The sequence below is a fragment of the Saccharopolyspora sp. NPDC002376 genome (genome assembly GCF_053593195.1).
On record NZ_JBSFBZ010000019.1, the window covers coordinates 44594 to 63897 of the forward strand.

Consider the following 19304-nt stretch of genomic DNA (forward strand, 5'->3'; position numbering starts at 1 on the left):
GTCTGAGTGTAGGCCGGGTTCAGCCGATCAGCGTCGTCCAGAGCACGACGGCGCCGATGCCGCTGAACAGCGTTCCGATCAGCAGGAACGCGATGTGGATTCGCGCTCGGCCCATCGCTGCTGAGCAGGATCCGGTACGGGTCGCGCGGGTGCTGGTTGATGGTGACCTCGGTGCCGACCGGAACGCGGCGGAGCAGCCGACCCTGGCTGCTGGGCGCCTCCACAGCTGGCTGTCGGGCGCGGTCCACCGGACCACAGCGTGGTACCCGAACGTCGCCCCGACCAGGATCGGCACGAACACGAAGAGCCAGCTGAAGTCCACCCCACTACGACTCCGCCATCCCCTGGCGGTTCCGTCACCCCAGGGGTGACACGGCGGTCAGGCCCAGATGGCGGCGGTCAGGACTACGCCGAGCACGCCGGAGCCGATGCCGGCCAGGACCGTTCCGAGCACGTTGAGCACCGTGTACAGCCGCGCGCCATCGGCCAGCAGGCGCACGCTCTCGTAGCCGAAGGTGCTGAAGGTGGTCAGCGCGCCGCAGAAACCGACGCCGATCAGCGCTTGCAGTTCCGGCAGTTGTAGGCCGAACAGCGCGGCGCCGGTGAGGATCCCGAGGAGCAGCGAGCCGATCGAGTTGGCCGTCAGGGTGCCCCACGGGAATCCGGTGTCGTGGCGGGCCTGCACCCAGCGGTCGGTGAGGTAGCGCAGGCAGGCGCCGAACGCGCCACCGATCGCGACGAGGACGAAGGTCACCGCTGCTCCCGTCCGGCGTAGCGGATCACCTCGACCTCGTCGAGCAGCACCAACCCCTCGGTGACCAACTCGTCGAGTTCCGGCAGGAAGTCGCGCACCCGCTGCTCGTCGTCGACGATCACCACCGCGATCGGCATGTCCTCGCTCAGCGACAGCAACCGCGCGGTGTGGATCGCCGAGGACGCCCCGAACCCCTCCACGCCGCGGAACACCGACGCTCCCGCCAACCCAGCTTCGCGGGCCCGGCGCACGATCTCGTGGTAGAGCGGTTTGTGCTGGTAGGTGTCGGTTTCACCGAAGATCGCGGTGAGCCGAACGGCTTGTCCCTGGAGTCGCATCACCGATCACCTCTCCCGAACTCGCGGGCCACCGCCCGAGTCGCGAGCAGCCCGACGGCCACCGCGAGCAAGCAGCTCAGCACCGTCCCGGTCAGGTAGACCAGGGCGAGCACGGGGCGTCCCTCGACAACCAGGTGCACCGCGTCGGCGACGTAGGTGGAGAACGTGGTGAAACCGCCCAGCACTCCGACGCCGAGGAACGGCCGGACCAGGCGGTGCGCGGTGACCAGCTCGGTGATCACGAACATCAGCACGCCGATGGCCACGCAGCCGATCACGTTGACCAGGAACGTCGAGAACGGCCCAGGCCAGGCGATGTAGGCGCAGTAGCGCAGCAGCGCGCCGATGGCGCCGCCCGCGGCGACCACGGCTAGGACGTCCCGCGGCGCGCGTGCCCGGGCTTTGCGATCCGGGCGCAGCTCCGCGGGAAATGCGGACCCCATCGCCCCTCCCACGCTCTCGACCTTCCCCTCGAACGGTAGCGGCGCGACCTCGCCGTCCGCCCGCCCGTCAACCACAGTTTCAATTGAAACTGTGATCCCCGCCCACGACGATTCACAGTTTCAATTGAAACTGTAGATCCGCACGTCCACGGCTGGCGGGCCTCTGGCCTCGGGGCGCAAGCTCCATTGAAATCAGACGTCTGATTTCAATGGAACTCCAGGGGTTCTGGGCCGCGGTCTACGGCTCGGCGCGGTTGGCGTTGGCGTGGATCGCCGTGCGGATGTAGTTCGCCAGGCCCGGTTCGGTCTGCTCGTAGTGCGCGGTAAAGCGCTCGTCCGCCACGTACATGTCGCCGAGGCCTCGGTGGATCTCGTAGGTGCAGTCGTAGCACCAGCGCGTGATGTGCTGGCGGTGCTGTTCGGCCAGGTCCATCGCCTGCTCGCTGTCCGGGGCGACTCCGGCCCGCTTGGCCTCCGCCAGTCGCTGCCCGACTTCTTGCTGCTCGGCCATGAAGCGCTGCCAGCCCTGCTTGGTGAAGGAGCGCATCCGCTGCTGGGACTGGCGGTACGCGTCGGTGCCGCCCCAGCGCTGTTCGGCCTCCTCGGCGTGGTCGTCGGGGTCGAAGTCGCCGAACAGCTCGAACTTCTCCTCCTGCGTCAGGTCGATTCCCATCGTGCTCGCCTCCAGTTCGCGGTCCACTGCCGCGACCATCCGCTGCAGCCGCTCGATGCGTTCCAGCAGCAGTTCGCGTTGCCGTCGCAGGTGTTCGCGGTCGGTGCCGTCGTCGAGGATGGTCGCGATCTCGTCGAGGCCGAGGTCCATCGCCCGGTACCCGAGGATCCGGCGCAGCCGGTCCAGGTCCGCATCGGAGTAGCTGCGGTAGCCCGCGGCCGTCCGGGAGCTCGGGGTGAGCAGTCCGATCTCGTCGTAGTGGTGCAGGGTTCGCACGGTCACGCCGGAGATCCGAGCTGCTTCGCCGACCGAGTGGGGCACGGTCCTCACCTCCTCGGGGACGAGCCTGCGGCCTCACGCGACGTGAGGGTCAAGCCGAATTCTGCCGCGTGGGGCCGAGGTCACCCGGATTCGGCGCTTGGCGGCACCGGAGGTGCGCGCGACCTGCTCCGGTCGGCCGGGCGCATCGCTGCTCGGCTGGTCTCTTCAGCGGGCAAGCGATCCGTGCGATCATGAGCCGCGCCGCCCCGGGTGGTCGCGTTCCCGGTCTCCGATCGGACCCCGAACGGTCTGCGGTCGCGCGCTCCTGGACACTGCGAGCGGCAGCGGTGAGTTTCGCGGGGAACGGGCTGGTCAGCTGGCCCGCTCGAGTGGTGTAGCGAAGACCGCCCTGGCAGAAGTTACCGTCAGGTAATATCCTCTTGTTACCGACGAGTAAGGGCCGAGCCGGGCCCACCCGCAGCAGCGTGCAAGAGGGAGCCTTTCCATGGGCCACTACAAGAGCAACGTACGAGACCTCGAGTTCAACCTGTTCGAGCTGTTCAAGGTGCAGGAACGGCTGGGCAAGGGTGCCTTCGAGCAGTCCGATGAGGACACCGTGCGCGGCGTGCTCACCGAACTCAACGAGCTCGCGACCGGGCCCTTGGCCGAGTCCTTCGTCGAGGGCGACCGCAACCCGGCCCAGTTCGACCCGGCCACCCACTCGGTGACCCTGCCCGAGGCCTTCAAGAAGTCCTACCAGCAGGTCATGGACGGTGAGTGGTGGCGGCTGAGCCTGCCGGACGACCTCGGCGGCTACGGCACCCCGCCGAGCGTCATCTGGTCGGCAGCCGAGCTCATCCTCGGCGCCAACCCGGCGGTCTACATGTACATGGGGGGCCCGACCTTCGCGACGATCCTGTGGCGCAACGGCACCGAGGAGCAGCGCCGCTGGGCCAAGCTGATGATCGAGCGCGCCTGGGGAGCCACGATGGTGCTCACCGAGCCCGACGCGGGTTCCGACGTCGGCGCCGGCCGCACCAAGGCCATCAAGCAGGAGGACGGCTCCTGGCACCTGGACGGCGTGAAGCGGTTCATCACCTCCGCCGACCATGACATGACCGAGAACATCATTCACCTGGTGCTGGCCCGTCCCGAGGGCCCGGGCGTGGAGACCAAGCCCGGCACCAAGGGCCTGAGCCTGTTCCTGGTGCCCAAGTTCCACTTCGACAGCGCCACCGGTGAGCTGGGCGAGCGCAACGGCGCCTTCGTCACCAACGTCGAGCACAAGATGGGCCTGAACGCCTCGGCGACCTGCGAGCTGACCTTCGGCCAGCACGGCACGCCGGCCAAGGGCTGGCTGCTCGGCGAGGTGCACGACGGCATCGCGCAGATGTTCCAGGTCATCGAGTACGCGCGGATGATGGTCGGCACCAAGGCCATCGGCACCCTGTCCACCGGCTACCTCAACGCCCTGGACTACGCCAAGGAGCGCGTGCAGGGCGCGGACCTGACCCGCGCCACCGACAAGACCGCCCCGCGCGTGGCGATCACCAACCACCCCGATGTGCGGCGCATCCTGATGCTGCAGAAGGCCTACGCGGAAGGTCTGCGCTCGGTGTACCTCTACACCGCCAGCTTCCAGGACCAGGTCTTCCAGGGGCAGCACGACGGCAGCGACTTCAGCACCGCTGAGCAGGTCAACGACCTGCTGCTGCCGATCGTCAAGGGCGTCGGCTCGGAGCGGGCCTACGAGATGCTGACCCTGTCGCTGCAGACGCTGGGCGGCTCCGGCTTCCTGCAGGACTACCCGATCGAGCAGTACATCCGCGACTCGAAGATCGACAGCCTCTACGAGGGCACCACCGCGATCCAGGCGCAGGACTTCTTCTTCCGCAAGATCGTCCGCAACAACGGTGCCGCGATCGGCCACATCGCCGCCGAGATCCAGGCGACGCTGGAAGCCGAGGGCGCCGACGAGCGGCTGAAGGAAGAGCGTGCGCTGGTCGCCCGGGCACTGCAGGACGCGCAGGGCATGCTCGGCACGATGATCGAGTTCCTGACCTCCTCGCAGGAGGACGTCAAGAACATCTACAAGGTCGGCCAGCACGCCGTCACGTTCCTGATGAGCATGGGCGACCTGCTCGTCGGCTGGCTGCTGCTGCGTCAGGCCGAGATCGCCCTGGCCGCGCTGGACGCCGGTGCCTCCGCCAAGGACCAGGCCTTCTACCAGGGCAAGATCGCGACGGCGCACTTCTTCGCGAAGAACGTGCTGCCGGAGCTGACCGGTCGCCGCAAGATCATCGAGGCGGCCGACAACTCGCTGATGGAGCTCGACGAGTCCGTCTTCTGATCGTCCGGACCAGAACTGCACCAGGCGCGGACCCACTGCGGGGCCGCGCCTGGTGCGCTTTCAGGCCAGCTCGTAGTCGAACGCGTAGGACACCGCGGGTTCGCCGTGCGTGGCGGTGTAGTTGCCGGTGCCGCGGAGTCCGGCCAGGTCACCGGTGCCGGAACCCAGCACGACCTCGAAGGTGCTGTGGATCTTCCCGTCCGTGCCGAAGTGGCCGCGCTCCTGGATCGCGAACGTGCCCTCGCGTCCGTCGACAGTGCCGCGGATCAGCTGCATGCCGTTGAACGCGCCGGTCTGATCGGCGTTGTAGACGAGGGCGTACGCGCAGGTCGTCTCACCGCTGATGCCGCCGGAGAAGGTGTAGACGATCGAAGCGCGCGCGAGCTTCGGGTGCTCGTCGCCGATGACGTTCTCGTCCCAGCTGGTCACGGTGAAGCTGCCGGTGGTCTGCATGGAATTCCTCTCGATCAGTGCTGCTACCAGCATCGACTCCGTACCTGACACCTCCTGTCAGGTACGCGCGGCAGAATTTCCGGCATGCGCGCCGACCGCCTGCTCTCCCTGCTCCTGCTGTTGCAGAACCGCGGCCGGATGACCGCGCCCGAGCTGGCCGCCGAACTCGAGGTGTCGGTCCGCACCGTCTACCGCGACGTCGAAGCCCTCGGCGCCGCAGGCGTGCCGGTCTGCGCCGACCGCGGCCCCGACGGCGGCTACCGCCTGTTGGACGGCTACCGCACTCGCCTCACCGGACTCACCGACGCCGAAGCAGGCTCGCTGTTCCTGTCCGGCGCTCCCGGCCCGGCTCACGACCTCGGCCTCGGCGCGGTCCTGGCCACCGCGCAGCTGAAGGTGCAGGCGGCGCTGCCAGCTGAACTGGCCGAACGTGCTCGACGGATCCAGGACCGCTTCCACCTCGACGCGCCGGGCTGGTTCCGGGACGCCGACGAAGTGCCGCACCTGGCCGAAATCGCCCGCGCGGTCTGGGAACAACGCGTCCTGCACACCCACTACCGCAGCTGGCACAGCGAGGTGCACCGCGAACTCCACCCGCTGGGCATCGTGCTCAAAGGCGGTATCTGGTACCTCGTGGCCCGCGCCGACGAAGCCGTCCGCACCTATCGCATCTCGCGTTTCCTGGACGTGCGGACCGCGCCCGAGTCCTTCACCCGCCCAACGGGTTTCGACCTCGCCGCGAGCTGGGCGGAATCGGCTCGCCGGATGGAGGAGTCGATGGTGCGCGGAACAGCCCGGCTGCGGCTCTCGCCGGTCGCGCAGTATCTCCTACCTGCGAAGTTCGGCACGAAGGGCACCCGGGCCCTGGCTGAAGCCAGCCCTCCGGACGAGCACGGATGGGTGGAAGTCGACCTGCCGGTCGAGAAGACCGTCGTCGCCGTCCACGACGTGCTCCGCCTCGGCGCCGAAGCCGAAGTCCTGGAACCAGCCGAACTCCGCGCCGCCGTCGCAGAAGCCGTGACCTCCCTGTCCGCGCGCTACGCCCCCTGAAGCCGCGGGGCCGGACGCCCCGGCAGGACGCGCTCATCACCTGGCGATTCCACAGTGGATCGCGACTTCAGGAACACGATGAACAACCCGACCAGCAGCGCCGCTCGACCCCACACACCGATCATCAACGCCTGCGCGGTGAAACCGTCGTGGATGCCGCTCGGCTCGCCCATCATGTTCAGGTACAGCCAGCGGAAGATGCTGATCCCCATCGCCAGGTCCGCCACCAGGTACGCCACGATCCAGCCCCAGCGCACCCGCACCAGCACGAAGAACGGCAGCAGCCACAACGTGTACTGCGGCGAATGAACCTTGTGCAGCAGCAGGAACCCGACCAGCATCGCCGCCGACACCGGGATCCACGGATACGTCCCGCACCGCTCGTACCGCAGCCAGCCCACCACGCAGGCGATGGTGAACGACAGCAGTATCAGCAGCGGCGAGACCACGCTCATCGCTGACTGGAAGTCCGCTGAACCCGTCCAGTCCCGAAAACCCCAGTACCAGATCGAATTCGTGCTGATGTCGACCTGCCGCCGCGACTGGAACTCGAACGACGCCAGCCAACCCCCGAACCCGGCGATCATGAACGGCACGTTCGCGACCACTGCCGTAGCCACCGAGGCGCCCACGACCTGCAGCGCACCGCGCACGTCCCAGCGCTCCTTGCCGCTGGTCAGCACGTACAACGCCAACGGCAGCACGAACATCGCCGGGTAGATCTTCAGCGCGAACCCGAGCCCCAAGATCACTGCGGCCACCGTCGCGCGCCGACGCAACGACACCGACGTCCACCGGTGCACCACGAAAACGGCCGCGACCGCGCACGCCACGACCGGCAGGTCCCAGTTGTGGAACGCATAAAGCACCAACGGCGGCGACAACGCCCACAACAACGCCCGCCAGCCGCTCAACCGGCCCAACCACCACGCGGTCGCGAGCCCGAACGGAGCCATCAACAGCGCCGACGCGGCCAAGAACCCGGCATCGGTGTCGACGAAGTACGCCCCGGCCCACATCAACAACCCGGACAGCACCGGGTACTCGACGACCCCGCCGTACAGCGACCCGTCCGGTTCGATCCCGCCGTGCACGTACGGGAACACGTGCTGATCAATGTCCCGGCCGATCCACAGGTTCTGGATGTCGGAGTAGCAGACGTCGCCGTAAGCCCGCTCCTGGTACGCGGGTTCCGAGCGCCCCCACTCGTCGAACTCCGGACCGGTGCAGCGCGCCTTGTTCGCGTACCCCAACGCCAACGACAACGCGGTCAGCACGCACAGCGCCACCAAACCGGAGACCGTCAGCCCGCGAGCCGTCCTGCTGATCGGCGATCCCTCCGTTCGATACCCCTTCACCGGGAGCTGATCACTGCACCTTGTCGCGCAGGAAAGCGATGTCGTCGGCCTGGCCCTCGGACGGGGTCTCGACGACCACCGGGGCGCCGGCGCTGACGCAGACCGCGACCAGGAGGTCGGGATCGATGTTGCCCGCGCCGATGTTGGCGTGCCGATCGCGGGACGAACCGAACTCGTCCCGCGAATCGTTCAGGTGCACCAGGTCGATGCGGCCGGTGATCGCCTTGACCCGGTCCACGACGTCCAGCAGCTCCTCACCCGCGGCGTGCGCGTGGCAGGTGTCCAGGCAGAAGCCCGCGCCGAACTCGCCGACGGCGTCCCACAGGCGCGCCAGCGCATCGAACTTGCGCGCCATCGCGTTGGCGCCGCCGGCGGTGTTCTCGATCAGGACGGGGACCTCGAAGCCGCCCTCCGCGGCCTGCCGCTCGAAGAGCTTGCGCCAGTTCGCGAAGCCTTCGGACGGGTCGTCGTCCTTGGTCACGTGCCCGCCGTGCACGATCAGGCCCTGCGCACCGACCTCGGCCGCGGCCTTCGCCTGCTGACCGACCGCCTTGCGCGACGGGATCCGGATCCGGTTGTTCAACGACGCCACGTTGATCACGTACGGCGCGTGGACGAACACCGCCAAGTCGCTGTCGCGCAGCTGCTCGGCCTGCGGGTGCGGCTTCGGTGCCTTCCAACCCTGCGGGTCGGACAGGAAGAACTGCACGACCTCCGCACCGCGCTCCTCCGCAGCGGTCAACGGGTCGTCATCGCGGACGTGGGCGCCGATACGCATGTCCGAAAGTCTAGGCCGCCCGACGGCATCGTTCGCGCCGCCCGAATCCCACGACGTGAAAACCGAACCGAGCCGTCACCAATGGCGGTGTTCAGACGTTGTACACATCTGAGAGGTTCACATTTGGCAGAGTGATCATCGAGTCGTAAATCCTGGGGAGGAGAGCTATGGGTGCACGGGGGCGGCCGAATCCGCTGATGAAGCCGAAGGTCCGCAACCGAGGCCTGTCCGCCGGAATCGTCGGCCTCGCGATGACCGCCAGCACCTTCCTCGGCGCCGGAACCGCGCAGGCCGCGGACATGCTGATCGTCGACAAGGCGCTGGCCATCGTCGACGCCGAAGCCGGCCAGCAGGTCGCTGTCGCGCCCAGCACCATGGACTTCAAGGTCCGCGAAGCGGTGCTGCTGGCCATACCGCTGGCCTTCGGGCCCGCCAAGGACGCCTCCAAGCGCTTCGCCGCGCTCAGCCCGATCCCGATCGGCACCGCGTCCGAGGGCAGCACCTTCTACTCGGGCAAGGACATCGCCAAGGCCGCCGGATCGCGGCTCTCCGAGATCGGCCTGCCCGAGGACAAGGTCGACTCGGTGCGCACGCACTTCACCAACCTCGTCAGCCTCGGCAATGCCGTCACCGTGCGCGTCCCGAAGAACGAGGAAGAGCCGCCGCCCCCGCCGTCGTCATCGGAGAAACCCGCGCCGCCGCCGGACCCGACGACGGGCAAGACACCGCCGCCCGCCCCTCGCCAGGCGCTGCCCCCGCCGGACCCGGCGCCCGCGCTCCCGCAGCCGGGCGGGGCGCCGACCGCGATGAGCATCCTGCCGCCCGACCTGCGGGGATCGGCGCTGACCTGGGCGCAGGGCAGCTACGGCAAGGCGCCCGGCATGACGCCCAACGTCGGAGACCTCGTCCAGCAGGCCAAGCACGCGCAGGAGCAGCAGCAGGCGCGCGAGCAGCAGGACGAGGTCCGCGCCGCGGGCAAGGCCGAGGCGCTGCCGACCGAGGTCACCGAGCGCGTGGCGGTCCCGGTCCTGCTCGCCTCCATCGCCCTCGCGGTCGCCACCGCGGCCCTGGTCCGAAGCTGGGTCCTCCGCCGCCAGTAATCACAGTTTCAATTGAAACTGTGATCCGCCGTGGGTGGGATTTACAGTTTCAATTGAAACTGTGGAATTCAGTTGATCTCGCCGGAGTTCCGTGCATTGCGGGTTGTCCCGTCCGCTGGGGTTCCGGTGCCCCTGCGGGGCGGAGTTCCAGTGCCTTCGGGGGTTGCCCCGTGCGCTGGGTGTCGGTGGGGCTTGCTAGCCTTGTCCAGTTCGTCGACGCGAACGACCCTCCTGCCATGGAAAGTCCATGGCCGTGAGTCCACAGGAGGTGAATGGTCTTCATGCGTCATTACGAGCTCATGGTCATCCTGGACCCGAGCCTGGACGAGCGCACCGTCGCTCCGTCCTTGGAGAACTTCCTCAACGTCGTCCGAAACGACGGTGGCACCGTCGAGAAGGTCGACGTCTGGGGCCGTCGTCGTCTGTCCTTCGAGATCGAGAAGAACTCCGAGGGCATCTACGTCGTCCTGGACCTCAACAGCGAGCCGGCCACCATCAAGGAACTGGACCGGCAGCTGAACCTCAACGAGTCGATCCTGCGGACCAAGGTCATGCGCAAGGTCGTCGAGCCCCGCAAGGCCGCGCGTGCCGCCAAGGCTCGTGCCGCGGCTGCTGCTGCGGCTCAGGCCAGCGCCTGATCCGGCCCGAACCGCTAACGACCAGACTGGAGTCCCCAGGTCATGGCTGGTGAAACGGTAATCACGGTGGTCGGCAACCTGACCGCCGACCCGGAGCTGCGCTTCACCCCGTCGGGTGCCGCGGTCGCGAACTTCACCGTCGCGTCCACGCCCCGGACCTTCGACCGCCAGAGCGGCGAGTGGAAGGACGGCGAAGCCCTCTTCCTGCGCTGCAACATCTGGCGGCAGGCAGCGGAGAACGTGGCCGAGTCGCTGACCCGCGGCATGCGGGTGGTCGTGCAGGGCCGACTGCGCCAGCGCTCCTTCGAGACGAAGGAGGGCGAGAAGCGCACCGTCGTCGAGCTCGAGGTCGACGAGATCGGTCCGTCTCTCAAGTACGCCACCGCCAAGGTCAACAAGGCCAGCCGTGGCGGCAGCGGTTTCAGCGGCGGCGGGGGCAGCCCGGCCGGTCCGCCGGCCGACGACCCGTGGGGTTCCGCACCACCTGCCGGTTCCGGCGGTGGGTTCAGCGACGAGCCGCCGTTCTAAACGCGGCGACAACGCTCTCGAAGTTTTCGTTCAGGAGGAAGACCGATGGCCAAGGCGCCCGTGCGCAAGCCGAAGAAGAAGGTCTGCGTTTTCTGCAAGGACAAGGCTGCGCAGATCGACTACAAGGACACGACTCTGCTGCGGAAGTACATCTCCGACCGCGGCAAGATCCGTGCCCGTCGCGTGACCGGCAACTGCAGCCAGCACCAGCGCGACGTCGCCATCGCGGTGAAGAACGCCCGCGAGATGGCGCTGCTGCCCTACACCTCGACCGCTCGCTGAGCCGGAAAGGAGTCACGTCGTGAAGATCATCCTCACCGCTGACGTGTCCAACCTGGGCGAGTCCGGCGACATCGTCGAGGTCAAGGACGGCTACGCGCGCAACTACCTGCTGCCCAAGGGCCTGGCCATCGTGGGCACCAAGGGCGCGCAGAAGCAGATCGAGACGATCCGCCGCGTCCAGGAGAGCCGCCGCGTGCGGAACCTGGAGCACGCCCACGAGCTGAAGCAGCTGCTGCAGAACCTGGGCAGCGTCACCCTGACCGCGAAGGTTTCCGCGCAGGGCAAGCTGTTCGGCTCGATCACCCCCGGCGACGTCGTCGCCGCGGTCCGCAAGGCCGGTGGCCCGAACCTGGACAAGCGTTCGGTCAGCCTGCGCGGCCACATCAAGTCGCTGGGCAAGCACGTCGTCGACGTGCAGCTGCACCCGGACGTGGCGGCCAACGTCGCCGTCCAGGTCACCAAGGAGCAGTGACCCGGTAACACCGGAACAACGCGAAGCACCGTCCACCCCGGCCATTCGAGTGAAGGGTGGACGGTGCTTCGTCCGGCGCGTGCACCGGCTGTCACGGCGACGACGAAGTTCCGCCGATCCCGACACACCGAGCTGACGACACGCCCGGACTTTTCCACGGATTTCTTCCACAGCCAACGCGCAGCCTCTGACCTGGGGATTGTTGTCACCTCCGGTGACTTGTCCCCAAGTTGTCCCCAGCTTTGCCGGAGGCTGCTGTGAGTTATCCCCAGGCTCGATGCAACTTATCCACAGGTTGTCCCGAGTTTTGTCCACAGCCTGGGTTGCCTGCTCTGTGCGGGTGATCTAGCTTCGCGCGTGCCCACGCGCCCAACGCGCGCGACGGTCTTGGCGCGAAGGAGGTGACCGGGTCAGGTGGCGGTTCCCGAGGAGCACGAGGACCCCTACTTCGAGGACGACGGTGGCAGCGGCCCGGCCGGGGGCACCACCTTCGAACGGCAACCCCCGCAAGACCTGGCCGCGGAGCAGTCCGTGCTCGGCGGCATGATGCTGAGCAAGGACGCGATCGCGGACGTGGTCGAGGCGCTCAGCCCGAACGACTTCTACCGCCCGGCGCACCAGGCGATCTACGACTGCATCCTCGACCTCTACGGCCGCGGCGAGCCGGCGGACGCGATCACGGTGTCCGCGGAGCTGGAACGCCGCCAGGAGCTTCTCAAGGTCGGCGGCGCCCCCTACTTGCACACGCTGATCGCCACCGTCCCCACGGCGGCGAACGCGGGCTACTACGCGGAGATCGTCGCCGAGAAGGCGATCCTGCGCCGTCTGGTCGAGGCTGGCACCCGCATCGTCCAGCTCGGCTACCACGGTTCCGAAGGCGCGGCGATCGAAGAGGTCGTGGACCGCGCCCAGGCGTCGATCTACGACGTCACGGAACGCCGGGCCAGCGAGGACTACCACGCCCTCGAGGAACTCCTCCAGCCGACGATGGACGAGATCGACGCGATCGCGTCCCGAGGCGGGGAGTCCCAGGGCATCCCCACCGGCTTCGTCGACCTCGACGCCCTCACCAACGGCCTCCACGCAGGCCAGATGATCATCGTCGCGGCGCGTCCTGGTGTAGGCAAATCGACCCTGGGACTGGATTTTTGCCGGGCTGCGTCGGTGCAGCACGGGCTGGCCAGCGTCATCTTCTCGCTGGAGATGGGGCGCACCGAGATCGTCATGCGCATGCTCTCCGCCGAGGCCCGGATCCGGCTCGGCGACATGCGTGGTGGCCGGATGACCGACGACGACTGGACCCGGTTGGCGCGGCGGATGAGCGAGATCAGCGAGGCGCCGATCTTCATCGACGACTCGCCGAACCTCACCATGATGGAGATCCGCGCGAAGGCACGGCGGCTCAAGCAGCGCCACGACATCCAGCTCATCGTCGTGGACTACCTGCAGCTGATGACCTCGGGCAAGCGCGTCGAGTCCCGTCAGCAGGAGGTCTCGGAGTTCTCCCGAAACCTCAAGCTGCTGGCCAAGGAACTCGAAGTGCCGCTGGTCGCGATCTCCCAGCTCAACCGAGGCCCCGAGCAGCGAACGGACAAGAAGCCGCAGCTCTCCGACCTCCGCGAGTCCGGCTGCCTCACTGCCAGCACCCGGCTGTTGCGTGCGGACACCGGATCCGAGGTCACCTTCGCTGAGTTGATGCGGACTGGTGAGCGGCCGATCGTTTGGTCGCTCGATGACCGGATGCGGCTGGTGCCGCGCCCGATCACTAACGTCTTCTCCAGCGGGACCCAGGAAGCCTTCAAGATCAGGCTGGCCTCCGGCCGGGAGATCGAGGCGACCGCGAACCACCCGATGCTCACCGTGGACGGCTGGGTGCCGTTGGGCGAGCTGACCGAGGGATCACGGGTCGCAGTACCGAGGCAGTTGCCGGAACCGATGGACATCAAGCCGATGCCCGAGGCCGAGGTCGTGCTCCTCGCGCATCTGATCGGCGATGGCTCATTCGTCAAGCGGCAATCGCTGCGTTACGCGAGCGTGGACGAGGCGAATCTCGGAGCCGTGGCGGAAGCAGCGAAGCACTTCGGCATCACTGCTGTTCGCGATGAGTACGCAGCGGCGAAGGTGACCACGCTGCGACTCCCCGCTCCGCACCACCTCACCCATCGCAAGCGGAATCCGATCGCGTCCTGGCTCGACGAGATGGGGCTGTTCGGGCTGCGCAGCCCTGAGAAGTTCATCCCGGAGCGTGTCTTCTCGCTTCCCCCCGCCCAGATCGCGTTGTTCCTGCGGCACCTCTGGGCCACGGACGGTTCGGTGCGCTGGGACGAAAAGGTCGGTCAGGCGCGGCTCTACTACGCCACGACGAGCCGACGGCTTGCTGACGACTTGACCGGGCTGTTGCTGCGCATCGGCGTTTTCGCTCGGATCAAGACCGCCAAGAAGTCCGGTTATCGGGACTGCTACCACGTCCTCATCTACGGTGCGGAGAACCAGCTGCAGTTCCTGGACAAGGCTGGGATCCACGGAGCTCGTTCGGTTCAAGCGGCGTTCGCGGCTGAAAAGCTGCGCGCGATCTCGGGGAACACGAACCGGGACACGGTTCCGAAGGAAATCTGGGAGCGTGTCCGTGGTTTGCTGGCAACGCGCTCGATGACCCATCGGGACTTCTCGGCGCAGATGAACATCCAGTTCTCCGGTTCGACCATGTGGAAGCACGCGCCGAGCCGAACCCGGTTGGCACGTGTTGCTGCCGTCCTGGACGACGCGGATATGGAGATGCTGGCGACCAACGACGTCTTCTGGGACGAGATCGCCGAGATCACCAGTATCGGTGAGCAGCCGGTCTACGACGCCACGGTCGATGGAACGCACAACTTCGTCGCCAACGGCATCTCCATGCACAACTCCCTGGAGCAGGACGCGGACATGGTGATCCTGATCCACCGCCCCGACGCCTTCGAGCGGGACGACCCCCGCATGGGCGAGGCCGACTTGGTACTGGCCAAGCACCGAGCCGGTCCGACGGCCACGGTCACCGTCGCCCACCAGCTCCACTACAGCCGCTTCGTCGACATGGCCCAGGAATAGCCGGTCAGCCTGTAGGTTCTCAAATTCAGCTGCACTTTCTCATTCTCGACTGCACCTCGATTGCACTTGTGCGGTTTGGACTGAGATTGGGCCGTCCGGGTGGAGTACCGAACTGATCCTTATGGCCTGTGGTGGTGCTGCCGATGGTCGGTCGTGGCTCTCGATCAAGTGGTGGGCGATGGCTCGGAGAAGCTTCGGTTAGGACGACCGACGACCAACGCGGCGTCGGTCGCGTTCCGGTCTTCGCTCTACGAGACGGAGGTCGTGGCGCCGTGGAGCGATATCGACGCTGACGCTCTGAGGACTGCCGTGCCATGGCGGACTTTTCGCTGGTACCGAGGCCAGAAGCATTATTCAGGCACGTACTGGGCTGCAACGGAGAAGGACTACGTCGTCTACAAGTCACGGCTGGAGCTCGCTCGTCTTCTGCTCGCAGACTTCGATACGTCGGTGCGTGGCATCGTTGCGCAGCCATTTCTGCTGAAGTCCACGCTCTCCGGACGGGAATGAAAGCATGTCCCGGACTTCCTGCTCTTCACCGATGACGTTCCCCTCGTGGTCGATGTCAAGCCTCGTCATCGGGTTACCAGACCGGAGAACGCGGTCACCTTCGACTGGACCAGACGACTGGTCGAGTCAAGGGGGGCGATACCAGGTGTTCAGCGAGCCTCCACAGGCCGAGCTGGAGAACGTGCGTTTCCTGGCCGGATACCGCCGCGACTGGCTGTTTGACCTGGGTTTGCTGGAGGAACTGTACGCGGCGGATCTAGACGGAATCCCGCTGAAGTAAGCCCTGAAAGCCGCACCGGCCTACCCGCGGCTGTCGGTGCGTTCGGCTCTGCTGAACCTGATGTGGAAGCAGCAGTTCACGTTTGATCTCGCCACTCCCTTGAGCCGCGCCAGCGCGTAATCAGTCTCCCTGTCGCGCGTCGGCGTGGCCGGCGAGTCGGCTGGCCAGTGCTCGCACCAGGTCGCGGAGGGCGTCGGGTTGTTCGACGACGAACGGCCGATCGAGCGCGGCGAGCAGGGGTGGTACCCATTCGAGCCGTTGTGCCCGTATCCGGGCCCGCACCCAGGAAGTGCCGGGATCGATCTCCTCCAGTTTGGCGACGGACGGCGGGAAGACGGAGCAGATCTGTTCGGGCGTCGATCGAATCCGCACGGATACCTCGTGCTGGTACGGCGTCTCGGCGATCGCGGTCAGCACCCGCTGGGCTGGGTTGAATCCGACTGGTACGTCGAACGTTCCAGCGCGCATCTCGACGGTCGTGATCCGGTCGACGCGGAACGTGCGCACCTGCCCGCTGGCGGAGTCGAAGCCGGTCAGGTACCACCGCCCGGAGTGGGCCACGACCCCGTACGGATGGACGACGCGTTCGCTGGCACCGCCGTGGCCGGCGATGTAGCCAAGATCGACCGGGCGACGATCCCGCGCCGCCTCCGCGACGGTGAGCAGGACCTCGGATTCCGCCGTGAGCGCAGATCGTGCGGGCGCGGTGAAGTCGGCGATCTCCAGCAGCGCGTCGAGCCGGCGGCCAAGAGCTTCGGGCAGCACTCGACGGACTTTCGCGACCGCGCTCTCGGAGGCCGCGACCGAGGTGCTGAGCAACCCGGCGCGCCGGCCCGCGACCAGACCGAGCAGGACAGCGAGTGCCTCCTCGTCGGTGAGCATCAGCGGAGGCATCCGATAGCCCGGGGACAGGCGGTACCCGCCGTGCCGCCCGCGCACCGAGCGGACCGGGATGTCCAGGTCGAGGAGGTGACCGACGTAGCGGCGGACGGTGCGCTCGTCCACGTCGAGTCGCTCGGCGAGCTCGGCGACGGTCCGGGTACCTCCGCGCTGGAGGATCTCCAGCAATGCCAGTACGCGGGCGATTGGCCGAGTCACGCACAAGATCCTCCCAATACCGGGCGGATCCTGTCCACTATTGCCTTTAGCGTGTTCGGTGTCCCCCCGGAGGACGGGGGTCAGAACCGCTCTCCAGCGCAGAAAGGATCCACCGTGCAGCTTGTCTCTGTCCGCGTCATCACCAACGACGTCGCCCGTCTTGTCGAGTTCTACGAGCAGGTGACCGGCCTCAATGCCCGGCGGCCCGCCGAGCAGTTCGCCGAGCTCGTAGGCCCGTCGTGCACGTTGGCCATCGGCAGTGCCGAGACGATGGCGCTGTTCAGTGCCGGGGCGGCCGTGCCCGAGTCGAACCGGACCGCGATCCTCGAGTTCCTCGTCGAGGACGCCGACCGGGAGTACGAACGGCTGACGAGCCTGGCTGTTGCCCCCGAGATCGTGCAGAAGCCGACCACGATGCCGTGGGGAAACCGCTCCCTGCTGTTCCGCGACCCCGACGGCAACCTGGTCAACTTCTTCACCCCGCTTACCGACGAGGCCCGTGCAAGGCTCGCCCGCTGACCGGCCCTATCAGCGGCCGGGCGATCGACGCTGAGGAAATGCCACGAGTCTGAGACTGATCATGGTGACAACGCGGTGAGACAACTGAGAAAGCCCAGGTCACACAAGATCAACATGTCATCGAATTTCCATGGCCAATTCTCAGTTCTAATGGCCTCCGGATGGCCAATTGGCCATCCGGAGCTCGGCGTTAACAAGGCGCTGGGTCACGAGCCTCACGAGGCTGTCGTTGAGCTGGGTACGGGAGGCGATCATGCGGACTGTCACCTGCGCTTGCCCGCCGGTGGTCGCCTCTGCGATTCAGGGCATCAGGTTGACGCCTGCCGGCGAGAAATTCACCCGAGAAGTACTGCCAATCCTGGCCACTCTCGACCAATGTCGGTGAGACGACCGAGGGACCCGAACTGCGGGTGATCGCGCTGGCTGGGCGGCCGATTGCCTTGTCGTATTCGGCTACATTCAGCCAGGTCGGAAGAATGCGAGCATTCTCTGGCTCGCGTCCGGCAACGTCAGGAGTTCCTGCACCTGGGCGGACTGCCGGCCGACGGTGCTGGTGCGCTCGAACATCTCGCGTTCGTATTCTTTGACGGCGGACGGACAGTCGTTCGGGTGCGAGGCCAGAGCGAGGCCGAGCAGAGCTCCGTCGAGCAGCGCCATGTTGGCGCCCTCCCCCACCGGCGGCATCAGGTGCGCGGCATCGCCGAGCAGCGTGACACCTGGCGTCGATGGCCAGGTCAGGCCGACCGGGAGAGTGGTGATCGACCGTGGCTGGACCGTGTCGTCGCAGGCTGCGATCAGTGCGGTGAACCGTGCGTCCCAGCCGGCAAACAGGTCAATCAGCCGCGCCCGGGCGGCGGCGGGGTCGTCGAACGGGATGCCGCTGGTGGCGAACCAGTCCTCGGCGGTGTTGTAGAAGTTGAGGCCGATGCGTACGCGGCCGTCGCCGTTGCGTTGCGCTGCCAGGGATTGTCCGTTGCCGAGCACCCAGTAATTGCCGCGGCCGACCATCGCCGCGAGGTCGGGGTGGGTGTGGTCGATGTCGGGAATACCGAGTTCGACGGCGTTGTGGCCGGTGTGCGCTGGTCGAGCGTCGGTGAGCAGTGCGCGGACCCGGGAGTTCGCGCCGTCGGCGCCGACCAGCAGGTCATACGTCGCACTGCTGCCGTCGGCGAAGTGCAGCACGCCGTTGTCGGCGGATTCGAACGCGTGCCCCCAGCGCACCGTGTGTTCAGGAAGCGAGTCCAGCAGCAGGTTACGCAGATCGGCACGGTCGACTTCGGGTCGCTCAAGCGGGGCGCCCTCGGGTGTGTCCTCCTGCAGCAGCAGGGTGCCGTCCGGCTCGAGAAGCCGCATGTCCTGGCCTTCACCACGGGCAATCGCGTAGAACTGGTCGATCAGACCGGCCTCGCGCAGCGCCCGCTGGCCGGAGTGGATGTCGAGCATGCCGCCCTGATCGCGCGCGTCGCGCGACGTTTCACGTTCGTACACGACGGCGTCAATGCCGTTCACGTGCAGCACACGGGCAAGGGTCAGGCCGCCCAAGCCGGCTCCGACAATGGCGATGGTCATGGTTACCTCGATTCACCGTATCAATCAATACACTGTATCGCGTCCAACGCTGTATTGTCGTCGGCATGTTGGTGTGGGAGCGGCCGGAGCCGCCGGATCGACCGATGCCGGCCCCGCTGAGCCGGGAGCGGATCGTCCAAGCGGCGATCCAACTCGCCGATGCGGACGGCCTGGACGCGGTGTCACTGCGCAAGGTCGCCGCGGCGCTGGACGTCGGACCGATGCGGCTGTACGGCTACATCGCCACCAAGGAGGAGTTGCTCGACCTGATGGTCGATGCGGTCCACGTCGAGATCCGGCCGACCGGGGACGGTTGGCGAGAGGTGCTGCGTTCCCTTGCCGAAGCCACCCGGCAGGCCGCCCACCAGCACGAATGGCTCGCCGACCTGATCGGTGGGCGGCCCCAGCTCGGACCGAACACGCTGGCCAGCGGAGAGGCCGTGCTGGCCGCGATGGGCGGCGTCGACCTGGAGACTGTCGTGCCGGCGGTCGCCGCGGTCAATGCGTACGTGATCGGCGCGGTACGCCGGGAGATCACCGAGCGGCGCGCCGAGCGGGTCTCCGGGATGGACCAGAAGCAGTGGCAGGCCACCTTCGGGCCTTATCTGCAGCGGACCTTCGCCACCGGCCGATTCCCCGCGCTGGCCACGGTCGTCCACGATGGCCCCCATCTGGACGCCGACCAAACCTTCCGGAGCGGCCTCGATTTCCTCCTCGACGGCATCGAAGCCCGCATCTCAAGCTGACGCGCGGCCAAGGGGCC

22 protein-coding genes are annotated in these 19304 nt (G+C 67.2%); 12 read left to right on the forward strand and 10 right to left on the reverse strand.

Features of this window, described 5'->3' with window-relative positions; translation table 11 throughout:
* Positions 1–19: 19 nt before the first annotated feature.
* The 5 genes from ACWCO2_RS15370 to ACWCO2_RS15390 all read right to left on the reverse strand — a co-directional run bounded on the left by ACWCO2_RS15370 (position 20) and on the right by ACWCO2_RS15390 (position 2538).
* Positions 20–322, reverse strand: a complete 303-nt coding sequence (locus ACWCO2_RS15370; RefSeq protein ID WP_450128370.1) for a hypothetical protein — start codon at positions 320–322, stop codon at positions 20–22.
* 57 nt (positions 323–379) lie between these two features.
* Positions 380–754, reverse strand: a complete 375-nt coding sequence (gene crcB / locus ACWCO2_RS15375) for a fluoride efflux transporter CrcB (RefSeq protein WP_450128371.1) — start codon at positions 752–754, stop codon at positions 380–382.
* Positions 751–1092 carry a DUF190 domain-containing protein gene (locus tag ACWCO2_RS15380; protein WP_450128372.1) on the reverse strand — a complete coding sequence of 114 codons (342 nt, stop codon included), beginning with the start codon at positions 1090–1092 and terminating at the stop codon, positions 751–753. The genes crcB and ACWCO2_RS15380 overlap by 4 nt, the downstream gene beginning before the upstream one ends.
* Positions 1092–1610 (reverse strand): fluoride efflux transporter FluC, encoded by a 519-nt coding sequence (locus ACWCO2_RS15385; protein WP_450128373.1) that lies wholly within the window; start codon positions 1608–1610, stop codon positions 1092–1094. The genes ACWCO2_RS15380 and ACWCO2_RS15385 overlap by 1 nt, the downstream gene beginning before the upstream one ends.
* Positions 1611–1773: 163 nt before the next feature.
* Positions 1774–2538 (reverse strand): MerR family transcriptional regulator, encoded by a 765-nt coding sequence (locus ACWCO2_RS15390; RefSeq protein WP_450128374.1) that lies wholly within the window; start codon positions 2536–2538, stop codon positions 1774–1776.
* 436 nt (positions 2539–2974) lie between these two features.
* Between ACWCO2_RS15390 and ACWCO2_RS15395 the strand changes: the two genes are divergently transcribed.
* Positions 2975–4819 (forward strand): acyl-CoA dehydrogenase, encoded by a 1845-nt coding sequence (locus ACWCO2_RS15395; protein ID WP_450128375.1) that lies wholly within the window; start codon positions 2975–2977, stop codon positions 4817–4819.
* A gap of 60 nt (positions 4820–4879) precedes the next feature.
* Here ACWCO2_RS15395 and ACWCO2_RS15400 read toward each other — a convergent pair whose 3' ends face one another.
* Positions 4880–5305, reverse strand: a complete 426-nt coding sequence (locus tag ACWCO2_RS15400; protein WP_450128376.1) for a DUF3224 domain-containing protein — start codon at positions 5303–5305, stop codon at positions 4880–4882.
* 51 nt (positions 5306–5356) lie between these two features.
* Between ACWCO2_RS15400 and ACWCO2_RS15405 the strand changes: the two genes are divergently transcribed.
* The gene (locus tag ACWCO2_RS15405) at positions 5357–6322 is read left to right on the forward strand and encodes a helix-turn-helix transcriptional regulator (protein WP_450128377.1); all 966 of its coding nucleotides are present in this window, start codon (positions 5357–5359) and stop codon (positions 6320–6322) included.
* On the opposite strand, the gene ACWCO2_RS15410 is transcribed toward ACWCO2_RS15405, so the two are convergent.
* Together ACWCO2_RS15410 and ACWCO2_RS15415 are read right to left on the reverse strand one after the other, a co-directional pair.
* The gene (locus ACWCO2_RS15410; RefSeq protein ID WP_450128378.1) at positions 6310–7680 is read right to left on the reverse strand and encodes a glycosyltransferase family 87 protein; all 1371 of its coding nucleotides are present in this window, start codon (positions 7678–7680) and stop codon (positions 6310–6312) included. The two genes, ACWCO2_RS15405 and ACWCO2_RS15410, sit on opposite strands and share 13 nt — an antisense overlap.
* Positions 7681–7690: 10 nt before the next feature.
* Positions 7691–8458, reverse strand: a complete 768-nt coding sequence (locus ACWCO2_RS15415) for a deoxyribonuclease IV (protein ID WP_450128379.1) — start codon at positions 8456–8458, stop codon at positions 7691–7693.
* 167 nt (positions 8459–8625) lie between these two features.
* Here ACWCO2_RS15415 and ACWCO2_RS15420 point away from each other — a divergent pair, with 167 nt between their 5' ends.
* The 8 genes from ACWCO2_RS15420 (at position 8626) to ACWCO2_RS15455 (ending at position 15355) form a co-directional block, all read left to right on the forward strand.
* The gene (locus ACWCO2_RS15420) at positions 8626–9558 is read left to right on the forward strand and encodes a hypothetical protein (protein ID WP_450128380.1); all 933 of its coding nucleotides are present in this window, start codon (positions 8626–8628) and stop codon (positions 9556–9558) included.
* 272 nt (positions 9559–9830) lie between these two features.
* A complete protein-coding gene (gene rpsF, locus ACWCO2_RS15425) occupies positions 9831–10196 on the forward strand; it encodes a 30S ribosomal protein S6 (protein WP_450128381.1) in 366 nt (121 codons plus the stop codon).
* A 42-nt stretch (positions 10197–10238) separates the two neighbouring features.
* The gene (locus ACWCO2_RS15430) at positions 10239–10724 is read left to right on the forward strand and encodes a single-stranded DNA-binding protein (protein WP_450128382.1); all 486 of its coding nucleotides are present in this window, start codon (positions 10239–10241) and stop codon (positions 10722–10724) included.
* 45 nt (positions 10725–10769) lie between these two features.
* A complete protein-coding gene (gene rpsR / locus ACWCO2_RS15435) occupies positions 10770–11006 on the forward strand; it encodes a 30S ribosomal protein S18 (protein WP_093151213.1) in 237 nt (78 codons plus the stop codon).
* Positions 11007–11025: 19 nt separating this feature from the next.
* Positions 11026–11478: a 50S ribosomal protein L9 gene (gene rplI, locus ACWCO2_RS15440; protein WP_450128383.1), complete on the forward strand. Its 453-nt coding sequence runs from the start codon at positions 11026–11028 to the stop codon at positions 11476–11478.
* Positions 11479–11892: 414 nt separating this feature from the next.
* Positions 11893–14565: a replicative DNA helicase gene (locus ACWCO2_RS15445; RefSeq protein ID WP_450128384.1), complete on the forward strand. Its 2673-nt coding sequence runs from the start codon at positions 11893–11895 to the stop codon at positions 14563–14565.
* Positions 14566–14718: 153 nt separating this feature from the next.
* Positions 14719–15075, forward strand: a complete 357-nt coding sequence (locus ACWCO2_RS15450; RefSeq protein ID WP_450128385.1) for a hypothetical protein — start codon at positions 14719–14721, stop codon at positions 15073–15075.
* A gap of 145 nt (positions 15076–15220) precedes the next feature.
* A complete protein-coding gene (locus ACWCO2_RS15455; protein ID WP_450128386.1) occupies positions 15221–15355 on the forward strand; it encodes a hypothetical protein in 135 nt (44 codons plus the stop codon).
* 120 nt (positions 15356–15475) lie between these two features.
* Here the strand turns inward: ACWCO2_RS15455 and ACWCO2_RS15460 are convergent, their stop codons facing one another.
* Entirely contained in the window at positions 15476–16453 is a 978-nt protein-coding gene (locus ACWCO2_RS15460) for a helix-turn-helix transcriptional regulator (RefSeq protein ID WP_450128387.1), read from the reverse strand.
* A gap of 114 nt (positions 16454–16567) precedes the next feature.
* On the opposite strand from ACWCO2_RS15460, the gene ACWCO2_RS15465 reads away from it, so the two are divergent.
* Positions 16568–16972, forward strand: coding sequence for a VOC family protein (locus ACWCO2_RS15465; protein ID WP_450128388.1), 405 nt, complete (start codon positions 16568–16570; stop codon positions 16970–16972).
* A 459-nt stretch (positions 16973–17431) separates the two neighbouring features.
* Here ACWCO2_RS15465 and ACWCO2_RS15470 read toward each other — a convergent pair whose 3' ends face one another.
* Complete coding sequence (locus ACWCO2_RS15470; RefSeq protein ID WP_450128389.1) at positions 17432–18541, reverse strand: FAD-dependent oxidoreductase; 1110 nt, start codon at positions 18539–18541, stop codon at positions 17432–17434.
* 65 nt (positions 18542–18606) lie between these two features.
* On the opposite strand from ACWCO2_RS15470, the gene ACWCO2_RS15475 reads away from it, so the two are divergent.
* Entirely contained in the window at positions 18607–19287 is a 681-nt protein-coding gene (locus ACWCO2_RS15475; RefSeq protein WP_450128390.1) for a TetR/AcrR family transcriptional regulator, read from the forward strand.
* The last annotated feature ends 17 nt before the right edge of the window (positions 19288–19304 follow it).

Bases quoted from the DNA above. Each gene is read 5' to 3' on its own strand.
- ACWCO2_RS15400 (WP_450128376.1), bottom strand. From the start codon at position 5,305: ATGCTGGTAGCAGCACTGATCGAGAGGAATTCCATGCAGACCACCGGC.
- ACWCO2_RS15395 (WP_450128375.1), top strand. From the start codon at position 2,975: ATGGGCCACTACAAGAGCAACGTACGAGACCTCGAGTTCAACCTGTTC.
- ACWCO2_RS15415 (WP_450128379.1), bottom strand. From the start codon at position 8,458: ATGCGTATCGGCGCCCACGTCCGCGATGACGACCCGTTGACCGCTGCG.
- rpsF (WP_450128381.1), top strand. From the start codon at position 9,831: ATGGTCTTCATGCGTCATTACGAGCTCATGGTCATCCTGGACCCGAGC.
- ACWCO2_RS15405 (WP_450128377.1), top strand. From the start codon at position 5,357: ATGCGCGCCGACCGCCTGCTCTCCCTGCTCCTGCTGTTGCAGAACCGC.
- ACWCO2_RS15475 (WP_450128390.1), top strand. From the start codon at position 18,607: ATGTTGGTGTGGGAGCGGCCGGAGCCGCCGGATCGACCGATGCCGGCC.
- rpsR (WP_093151213.1), top strand. From the start codon at position 10,770: ATGGCCAAGGCGCCCGTGCGCAAGCCGAAGAAGAAGGTCTGCGTTTTC.
- ACWCO2_RS15380 (WP_450128372.1), bottom strand. From the start codon at position 1,092: ATGCGACTCCAGGGACAAGCCGTTCGGCTCACCGCGATCTTCGGTGAA.
- ACWCO2_RS15470 (WP_450128389.1), bottom strand. From the start codon at position 18,541: ATGACCATCGCCATTGTCGGAGCCGGCTTGGGCGGCCTGACCCTTGCC.
- ACWCO2_RS15430 (WP_450128382.1), top strand. From the start codon at position 10,239: ATGGCTGGTGAAACGGTAATCACGGTGGTCGGCAACCTGACCGCCGAC.
- ACWCO2_RS15420 (WP_450128380.1), top strand. From the start codon at position 8,626: ATGGGTGCACGGGGGCGGCCGAATCCGCTGATGAAGCCGAAGGTCCGC.